At 73.4% G+C, this 4,546-nt stretch carries 3 protein-coding genes and 1 pseudogene; 3 read left to right on the forward strand and 1 reads right to left on the reverse strand.

Features of this window, described 5'->3' with window-relative positions:
• A pseudogene (locus KS423_RS39180) lies at positions 1 to 294 on the reverse strand (hypothetical protein); the annotation flags it as partial.
• A gap of 368 nt (positions 295 to 662) precedes the next feature.
• Between KS423_RS39180 and KS423_RS39185 the strand changes: the two are divergent.
• The 3 genes from KS423_RS39185 to KS423_RS39195 all read left to right on the forward strand — a co-directional run.
• The gene (locus KS423_RS39185; protein ID WP_224284501.1) at positions 663 to 1,424 is read left to right on the forward strand and encodes a 3-hydroxybutyrate dehydrogenase; all 762 of its coding nucleotides are present in this window, start codon (positions 663 to 665) and stop codon (positions 1,422 to 1,424) included.
• A 153-nt stretch (positions 1,425 to 1,577) separates the two neighbouring features.
• Entirely contained in the window at positions 1,578 to 2,978 is a 1,401-nt protein-coding gene (locus KS423_RS39190; RefSeq protein WP_224284502.1) for an MFS transporter, read from the forward strand.
• 67 nt (positions 2,979 to 3,045) lie between these two features.
• The coding region (locus KS423_RS39195) for a GAF domain-containing protein (protein ID WP_224284503.1) at positions 3,046 to 4,546 on the forward strand (1,501 nt) is incomplete at its 3' end.

Here is a 4,546-nt window from a genome sequence, read left to right on the forward strand (position 1 = left end):
GACGCCGGCCTCCTCGATCAGCGCCGCGAGCTGGCCGTTCTGCGGGGCCGGGCCGGAGTGGCCGCTGCGGGCCGGGGCGGGCGCGGGCGCGGGCGCGACGGGGTTCTCGTGCCGGTCGGGTGTGGCCTGCACCGGCAGCCGCAGGTCGTCGGCGTCCGGGGCGTCGGCGGTCAGCGTGTCGGCGGTCAGGGCGTCGGGGGCGTCCGGAAGGGTCCGGCCGACCGGCCCTCGGTGCTGGCCGAGCGGGTCGAGCGGTCCGTACGCCGGGCTGTCGGTTGCAGGCCGTTGGGGCATGTCTGTCAACACCTCTCGGACGTCGCACCGGGCTTCACCAGCACTTCGGCGGCCTGGGGCGGCGCCCCCTGTCGGGAATCGGCGTGAATGTAGCGAGCATTCGGGCGCTATGGGTGGATCTGACCGAGCAATCCACCGAACGGGTGAAGCAACCGCGCCCATTGTGGGGAAGCGGACTCGGGTTGGGTTTGGTCCTCCGGGGCCGAACCGTCGGCCGTTCCGGAGGCCCCTCCGAGGGCCTCTCCGAGGGTCGATCCGCCGTTCGGGCCTCGCTCCGGCGTCATGGCGGACAGCACCACAGCTCGGCGGGATGCTGTGGCGGCCCACCACATGGGAGTGGGGCCGTCGGATTCCTACCGTTCTCGGCCATGGACACCTCTACTGCCCGCCCGCTCGCCGGCCGCACGGCCATGGTCACCGGGGCCGCCTCGGGCATCGGCCGGGCCTGCGCCGAGGCCCTCGCCGAGGCCGGCGCCCGGGTCTACGTCGTCGACCTCGCGGCCGGCCCGGCCGAGGAGCTCGCCGAGCGGATCGGCGGCCGCGCGATCGTCGCCGACCTCGGCGACCCCGGGGCCGTGGACGCCCTGCCGGACGACGCCGACATCGTCGTCAACAACGCCGGCCTCCAGCACGTCGCGCCCCTGCACGAGTTCCCGCCCGACCGCTTCACGCTCATCCAGCGCGTCATGGTCGAGGCCCCGTTCCGCATCCTGCGCCGCACCCTGCCGCACATGTACGCGCAGGAGTGGGGACGGGTCGTCAACATCTCCTCCGTCCACGGCCTGCGCGCCAGCGCCTTCAAGTCCGCTTACGTCACCGCGAAGCACGCGCTGGAGGGCCTGAGCAAGACCGTCGCCCTGGAGGGCGCGCCGCACGGCGTCACCAGCAACTGCATCAACCCGGGCTACGTCCGGACTGCGCTGGTGGAGAAGCAGATCGCCGCCCAGGCGCTCGCCCACGGCATACCCGAGGACGAGGTGGTCGAGCGGATCATGCTCGACCGCACCGCGGTGAAGCGCCTCATCGAACCCGACGAGGTCGCCCAGCTCGCCCTGTGGCTCTGCTCCCCCGCCGCCTCCTACATCACCGGCGCCAGCCTTCCCGTCGACGGTGGCTGGACGGCGCACTGAGCGGGGAACGCTCCGCGATCCGACCGCCCCTCTCATAGAGCTGTCAGACACATTCGACCCCGGGACTGTATGAGCCACCCACATAGTCCCGGGGTCGGGTGCTTCCTACCTTGTGGCGACATCGTCTCCCCCCTGGTTCTGGAAGTGGTGGCCATGAACGCCTCTGCGCGAGGTACGACAGCGAGCAGCTCACTCCCGAGAGTGGTGGCCGCGAGCCTGATCGGCACGACGATCGAGTGGTACGACTACTTCCTGTACGGAACGGCGGCGGCGCTGGTGTTCGGGAGGCTGTTCTTCCCGCACAGCGATCCGCTGACCGGGACGCTGCTGTCCTTCCTGACCTACGCGATCGGGTTCGCGGCGCGGCCGCTCGGGGCGCTGGTGTTCGGCCACTTCGGGGACCGGGTCGGGCGGAAGAAGCTGCTGGTGGTGAGCCTGCTGCTGATGGGCGGGTCGACCACGGCGATCGGGCTGCTGCCGACGTACGACTCGATCGGGGTCGCGGCACCGGTCCTGCTGACGGTGCTGCGGCTGGTGCAGGGCTTCGCGCTGGGCGGTGAGTGGGGCGGCGCCGTGCTCCTGGTGTCGGAGCACGGCGACCAGCGGCGGCGGGGGTTCTGGGCGTCCTGGCCGCAGGGCGGGGCGCCGGCCGGGAACCTTCTGGCGGCCGGGGTGCTGTCGCTGATGACGGCGGTGCAGTCGGACGAGGCGTTCCTGGCGTGGGGCTGGCGGGTGCCGTTCCTGCTGTCGGCGGTGCTGGTCGTGGTCGGGATGTGGATCCGGCTCGCGGTGGACGAGTCGCCGCTGTTCAAGCAGGCGCTGGCGGCGCAGCAGCAGCGGCAGAAGGAGCGGCGGACGGCCGAACGGCCTCCGCTGGTGGAGGTGTTGCGCGACCACTGGCGGGAGGTGCTGGTGGCCATGGGTGCGCGGATGGCGGAGAACATCTCGTACTACGTCATGACCACCTTCGTTCTGACCTATGCCGTCACCCACGCCCACTTCTCCAAGCAGACCGCGCTGAACGCCGTCCTGATCGCCTCCGCGATCCAGTTCACGCTGATCCCGCTGTTCGGCGCGCTGTCCGACCGGGTCGGGCGCAAGCCGGTGTACCTGGTGGGCGCGGTCGGGGTGGGCGCCTGGGCCTTCGTCTTCTTCGGTCTGGTCGACACGAAGTCCTTCGGCTCGCTGGTCACCGCCGTGACCGTCGGCCTGGTCTTCCACAGCGCCATGTACGCGCCCCAGGCCGCCTTCTTCTCCGAGCTGTTCGCGACCCGGATGCGGTACTCGGGCGCCTCGATCGGGGCCCAGTTCTCCTCGGTGGCGGCCGGTGCCCCGGCGCCGCTGATCGCCACCGCGCTGCTCAGGGACTACGGCAGCGCCACCCCCATCGCGGTGTACGTCGCCATCGCGGCGGCGATCACCGTGCTGGCGGTGCTCTGCGGCCGGGAGACCAGGGGCCGGGACCTCGCGGAGGTCGCGGGAGGGGACGTGCAGGACGGCGGGGCGGGCCAGGAGGCGGACGCCGCGGCGGCCGGGAAGCCCGCCGCCACCTGAGGACCCAGCCGATACGATCGCGCTTTCTCGGAACCGACGGAACCGACGCCGATTGGCAGCACGCACCATGAACCACCCTCACGAAAGCGCCGCGCCCGCGCTGCGGCGGCTGCTCGACCTGCTCGCCTCCGGCGCCGCCACCGAGGACTTCGCCGACGTGCTGGCCGACGCCCGCCGCCGCGGGGCGTCGGCCGCCGTCCTCGCCGAGATCGACGACGCCACCTGGCAGGCCCTTCGGGTCCATCGCACCCTGCGTCAACACCGGCGCCGCGAAGCCGAGTTGACCGCCCTGTTCGACACCGCCGGGGACCTCGCCGCCTCCCGGGACCTGGACACCGTGCTCCAGGCGATCGTCCGCCGGGCCCGGATGCTGCTCGGCACCGACACCGCCTACCTGACCCTGCCGGACGAGGCCGCCGGCGACACCTACATGCGGGTCACCGACGGTTCGGTCTCCGTCCTGTTCCAGACCCTGCGGCTGAGCCTCGGTGACGGCCTGGGCGGGCTGGTCGCACAGACCGCCCGCCCCTACGCCACCCCCGACTACCGCACCGACGAGCGCTTCCACCACACCGGCACGATCGACGCGGGCGTACTGGACGAGGGCCTGGTGGCGATCATCGGGGTGCCGCTGCTGCTCGGCGGGCAGGTCATCGGCGTGCTGTTCGCCGCCGACCGCACGCCGCGCGCCTTCTCCCCCGACGAGGTCGCGCTGCTCTGCTCGCTGGCCGCGCACGCCGCGATCGCCCTGGACACCGCCAAGTCCCTGGCCGACACCCGGGCCGCGCTCGCCGAGCTGAACGCCGCCAACGAGCTCGTCCGGGCCCACTCCGCCGCCGTCCAGCGCGCCGAGCAGGCACACGACCGGCTCACCGACCTGGTGCTGCGCGGCGCCGAGGTCCCCGACGTCGCCGCCGCCGTCGCCGCCCTGCTGGGCGGGGAGATAGCGGTCCTGGACGCCGAGGGCGAACCGCTGGCCGGACGCTCCGCACCCGCCGCCGAACTGGCCGAGGCGGTCGCCGCCTCCCGAGCCGAGGGCCGGTCCGTACGGCACGGCGAGCAGTGGGTCTGCGCGGTACTGGCCGGGCACGACGCGCTCGGCACCATGGTGCTGCGCGGCCGGCCCGACCTCGACGACGCCGACCGGCGGCTGTTCGAGCGGGCCAGCGTGGTCACCGCGCTGCTCCTGCTGCTGCGCCGCTCGGTCGCCGAGACCGAGAACCGGGTCCGCGGCGAACTGCTCACCGACCTGCTGACCGCCCCCGAACGCGACCCGGCCGGGCTCACCGCGCGTGGCCGCCGGCTCGGCGTCGACCTCGCCCGGCCGCACCTGGTGCTGGTCGCGGAACCGGCCGACGGGAAGGACGAGGACCGGGGCCGGCTGGCCGGCGCGGCCCGGCGCTACCTGTTCGGCTCGCGGGGCGTCAGCGCCGAGCACGCCGAGACGGTGGTGCTGCTGGCGCCCGTCGAGACCGGCAGCACCGACGACCCCGAGGGGACCGCCCGGCAGGCCGCCGAACGGCTGGCCCGGCTGGCCGGGTTCCCGGTCACCGTCGGCGCGGGCCGCC

Source organism: Streptomyces sp. LS1784 (assembly GCF_020103755.1).
Taxonomy (GTDB): domain Bacteria; phylum Actinomycetota; class Actinomycetes; order Streptomycetales; family Streptomycetaceae; genus Kitasatospora.

Coding starts and splice junctions, on each gene's coding strand:
- KS423_RS39185 (WP_224284501.1), top strand. CDS start 663: ATGGACACCTCTACTGCCCGCCCGCTCGCCGGCCGCACGGCCATGGTC.
- KS423_RS39190 (WP_224284502.1), top strand. CDS start 1,578: ATGAACGCCTCTGCGCGAGGTACGACAGCGAGCAGCTCACTCCCGAGA.